General features: G+C 36.0%; 3 protein-coding genes and 1 pseudogene. 2 read left to right on the top strand and 2 right to left on the bottom strand.

Translation table 11 applies throughout. The annotated features are described in order from the left end of the window. Positions 1-1,842 (top strand): annotated as a pseudogene (locus HMPREF9699_RS00545) (hypothetical protein); the annotation flags it as partial. A gap of 164 nt (positions 1,843-2,006) precedes the next feature. Here the strand turns inward: HMPREF9699_RS00545 and HMPREF9699_RS00540 are convergent. Continuing rightward, positions 2,007-3,428 carry a lipopolysaccharide biosynthesis protein gene (locus HMPREF9699_RS00540; protein ID WP_002661486.1) on the bottom strand — a complete coding sequence of 474 codons (1,422 nt, stop codon included), beginning with the start codon at positions 3,426-3,428 and terminating at the stop codon, positions 2,007-2,009. Positions 3,429-3,636: 208 nt separating this feature from the next. Here HMPREF9699_RS00540 and HMPREF9699_RS00535 point away from each other — a divergent pair, with 208 nt between their 5' ends. Beyond that, the gene (locus HMPREF9699_RS00535) at positions 3,637-4,494 is read left to right on the top strand and encodes a YicC/YloC family endoribonuclease (protein ID WP_002661484.1); all 858 of its coding nucleotides are present in this window, start codon (positions 3,637-3,639) and stop codon (positions 4,492-4,494) included. Between the two features lie 23 nt (positions 4,495-4,517). Here the strand turns inward: HMPREF9699_RS00535 and HMPREF9699_RS11370 are convergent. Further along, the coding region (locus tag HMPREF9699_RS11370; protein WP_221399085.1) for a hypothetical protein at positions 4,518-4,752 on the bottom strand (235 nt) is incomplete at its 5' end.

The raw sequence follows: 4,752 nt of genomic DNA, 5'->3' as shown, positions 1-4,752 counted from the left end.
ACCGAGTGGGTGAAAGCGGGGAGTGATGTAAATAGTGGGGAATGGGTATATAACGGAACAGATGCGATTCATGCAAAAAGAGCAAAAGATGGTGCAACATCTAATCTTTTTGAAATATTAGATAACGGAAGAACTTATATCAATCAAGGAGGAGTAGATTGGACTAAATTTAAAGACTCTCAGGATAGAGTAGTATTTAAGGATACTCCTAGAGGGAAAGGGGGAAATGTTATTTTGCAAAACAGTACTATACTTCCTTTAACATCTAACACTCATGATTATACAAGCAATCAAGAATTATATACCTTTAATAATATCATTTCTCAAGTAAGAAAAGAACACATTGAAAATGCACAGGGAGGAAATGATAAGAAATATAATGGATTATCTGTAGATATTAGTACAGATAGTGAAGTTGTTGGAGAGGCAAATTTGATACAAGGAGTTTCAATAGGAGCAAATTTATCTAGAGGAACTATGGGAAGTTATAAACATATTAGAGGTCTTTATTCAGGGGCAAGTAATAGTTCAGGGGCAACTGCTGATATTGTAGCAGGTTTATGGGGAGACGCTAGTGTTTCTGAGAATGGAGCATTTGCTAAAGAGATAAGAGGTGTAAATGGGGCAGGGTTTATGCAGTATGACTCTCAAGCCGAATCTATTTATGGAGGTCGCTTTCAAGGATTAATTCGTTTCACAGATAGTTCAAAACCAGTAAAAATACTTACAGGTATAACTGCTGCTGCTAATAATGCGGAAAATGGAGGTGCTCCTATAACAGGAAAAATGACTGCAGGGCAATTTGCTACAAATGCGAGCGCAAAAGTAGCTTATGAAACAATATTAGGTGTAGAAATATCGAATAATTTATCTCGAGAAATAGAAGAAGTAAAAAGTGTGAGAGGTATTCAATTAGTTAATCATTTGAATTCTAAAACTCAGATACCAAACGCAAGAGGGATAAGTGTCTCTTCTGTTGTTAATAATTCAAATATAAAAAGTTTATCAGGTGTTCAATCGGATTTAATTTTAAGTCAAGATTCTTCTACTCAAATAGAGAAATATTATGCGTACAGAACTAATATTAGTAGAGCAGATTTTGGCGGTAATATTCAGGAATATTATGATTTTCATGCGGCTTCAAATCCTAATAATGTAGCTAATCCATATGGAGTTTATATTGAAGGGGTTACTAAAACTAATTATCTACAAGGAAAACTAGGTATAGGTACTACAACCCCATCTGAAAAACTCGATGTAGCAGGTAATATTAAGTCATCTTCTTTAGCAAGTACAGGTAATCGTCATGTGTATGCAGATGCGAATGGAGTGTTAAAAATAGGTACTACAGATGTAACTACATTAGCCAGCTTATGGACGGAAGATGTTACTAACAATTCCATTAAACTTGCTGTAAATTCGGATGGCTCTACTCGTTCAAATGTGGTTAGTATTTTAGATGATGGTAAAGTACATGCGTCTTCATTTATGGGTACCAATGGCGCTACTATCTTCCCAGATTATGTATTCCAAAAGTACTATACAGGAACTTCGTCCATTAAGACAGATTATAACTTCAAATCCCTAAGCCAAGTAGAAGATTTTGTAAAAACTAATGGACACTTACCAAGGTATAAATCTGCGGAGACTATTAAGGCACAAGGATATGTAGATTTAATGGAAACGCAGCTGACCAATGTGGAGAAAATAGAAGAGCTTTATTTGCATAGCATAGAGCAAGACAAAGTGAATAAGCAACAAGCAGAAGCATTGAGAGCTAAAGATGCAGAGATTGCAGATTTAAAGCAGAGGCTTGAGAGATTAGAAAAATTAATTCAATAAATTTTACTTTGCCCTATCAGAGTTGTAGTTCTGATAGGGCTTTTTTATCAGTTTATAGCTTTTGGCTGCTAGCAGTGGGCTTCTATTTTTAGCCTTTTAGCTTTCTAACCTTTAATTTCTAATTTCTAATTTCTCACATCTAAAATCATTATACAACTGATTAGTTATCGTTTTTTCATAAGCTGCCGTAGCATTTTCCTTTCGTTTAGCGTTATGCCTATGAGAAAGAGCAGGAAGAAAAGGTTGCCTATCCAGATATTAGCATCGAAAACGGAATAAGATAAATAGCTGAAAAGAATTAAAACACTGAGTATTATCAGTATTTTCTTTACCGAATAAGGGATAGGGTAGTACTTTTGTCCTAAAAAATAGGAGCCTATCATCATTACTAGATAAGCAACAAAGGTAGCCCAAGCAGAAACTATAAAGCCATACTCTTTGAGGAAGACAGCATGTAATATAATGGTGATCAAAGCTCCAATGCAGGAGAATATCGTCCCGAACCAAGTTCTATCCGTTACTTTGTACCAAGTGGAAAGGTTGTAGTAAATTCCAAAAAATAAATTGGCAATGATAATGATAGGCACGATGTCCATTGCTATCCAATAACTAGAATCTCGGATGAAAAGTATTTTCAGCCATTCAATATTAGCGATGACGCCCATGGCAACCACAGCAGCGAAAAGTGTGAAAAATTCGGTTACTGTGGCGTATTTTTCTTTGGCGTCTTTTGCTTTCATTTGTTTAAAAAAGTAGGGTTCTACGCCCATTCTGTAGGCGGTAACGAAGAGCGTCATCAGTACAGCAAGTTTATAACATCCACCATAGGCACCTGCTTCCGCGGCGGGGATTTGATAAATTTGTACCAGTTTGTCCCAGTTTTCATTCACTTGAAATGCCAAACCTGCTACCACAATAGGCCATGAATAGCTCAGCATCTTTCGTAAGAGCGAGGTATCAAAAGTCAGTCGGATTTTTCTAAGCACGGGAAAAAGCAAAACTACTGCGGTAATGCTACCTAAAAGATTGGTGATAAATGGATAAGAAACCGTATTTTTCAGTCCTACGCTTTGTGAAAATTCTCTAGGAATCCACATGAAGAGTGCTACTAAAAGTACAGAATGTACCAATACCGAAGCTAAGCGAATAGCGGAATAGACCACAGGTTTATTATGAAACCGAAGCCATGCAAAAGGAATCACGGTGATGGCATCTAAAAAAGCAATCCACGCAAACCAACGGAGGTATTCAGGATGGTCTTGGTATTGCATTAATGTAGCAATAGGGTTGCTGAAAAACAATACCATAAGTAAGAAAGAAGCGGCGATTAAAAATACAAACCAAAAAGAAGTGTGGAATGTTTTTTCTTTGGAAGTTTCATCAGCGGAGAATCTAAAAAAAGATGTCTCAAAACCGAAAGTAAGTATTACATTGATGTACGCAATCCAAGCATAAAGATTGGTAAATACCGCAAAATCTTCCGGCCGAATGTAATAGACTAAAATAGGATTGAGAATAAAAGTGATGATTCTTGGTAAAATAGCCCCAGCACCATAGATGAGCGTTTCTCCCAATAGCTTTTTCATTCTTTATTTTTTTGGCAAATGTAACGAATTTGGTGAGAAAGATAAACACGCCAGTTATTGTACTTCTTTAAAGAGGAGAAATGGATATCTTGTATTTTGGGTGTCTTTTAGACATAGAATCTGTTATCTAAATGTTTCATGTCTTTCGTTTTTGCCAGTTGGCTTTTCATTTCTTTTTTGCTACTTTTGTGGTCACTATAAATTGGTTATGATATTATCTATGACAGGCTTCGGAAGAAGCGAGGGGGTATATGACGGGAAGAAAATTACCGTAGAAATAAAATCGCTGAATAGTAAAACTTTTGATCTTAATACGCGTATTCCTTTACGATACAAAGAGAAAGAGTTTGATATTCGTAAAAAGCTGAATGAAAATTTGCTGAGAGGGAAAGTAGAGTGTTTCATAGGTTGTGAAATTATTTCTGAACAAGGAGAAGTGAAAATCAATCAGCCGCTCATTAAGGCTTATATGAATGTACTGAAAGAATGTGCTGATGACGGACCCGATTTTGAATATCTGAAAATGGCGGTTCGTTTTCCCGATGCTATTTCTGCAAAACCCGATGAGCTGACCGAAGAAGAAGGCGTTTTTTTGATGAATCTTGTTCATGGGGCGGTAGAAAAAATCATTGGTTTTAGAAAAATAGAAGGAGAAGTACTCCGTGATGATTTTATAAAATGTGTAGATGCCATCAGAAATCATCTTACAGCGGTAGAGCCTTATGAAGCAGAAAGAATGGTAAATATTAAAGAAAAATACCTCCAAGCACTCCAAGAATATGATAAAGTAGATGAAACTAGGTTTTATCAAGAGATGGCTTACTTGGCGGAGAAATTAGACATTTCTGAAGAGAAAGTTCGCCTCGCTCAGCATTTGGACTATTTCCATGAAGTAATGCAAGAAAAGCAAGGCAATGGTAAAAAATTAGGTTTTATTGCTCAGGAAATGGGAAGAGAAATCAATACTTTAGGCTCTAAAGCTAATCATACCGAAATTCAAAAACTCGTGGTAAAAATGAAAGATGAACTGGAGCGAATTAAAGAACAAACGCTGAATGTATTGTAGTTTAGAGGAGGAATTTATGGAGATTAGAAGTTTGAAAATTTGAGAATTTGAAGATTGGCGAAAGGCAGATAGTTTATAGCTTCCTGCCTAAAAAAGGGCAATGTGGTAAAAAATGGTACTTTTATAATTGATAAAAAATGCTTATATTTCGCACATTGATTGGAAGAGGAAACAAGCTCTGCTGAGGAATAAGCGAGAAAAAGCGAATAGCTTTTACGAAGGTTACGAACATAGTTCATTGTCAGCAATACAATCAAT

The organism is Bergeyella zoohelcum ATCC 43767, assembly GCF_000301075.1.
GTDB classification, from domain to species: Bacteria; Bacteroidota; Bacteroidia; order Flavobacteriales; family Weeksellaceae; genus Bergeyella; species Bergeyella zoohelcum.
Note: the sequence above shows the minus strand (reverse complement) of the source record. Positions and strands in the feature narration are given on the sequence as shown.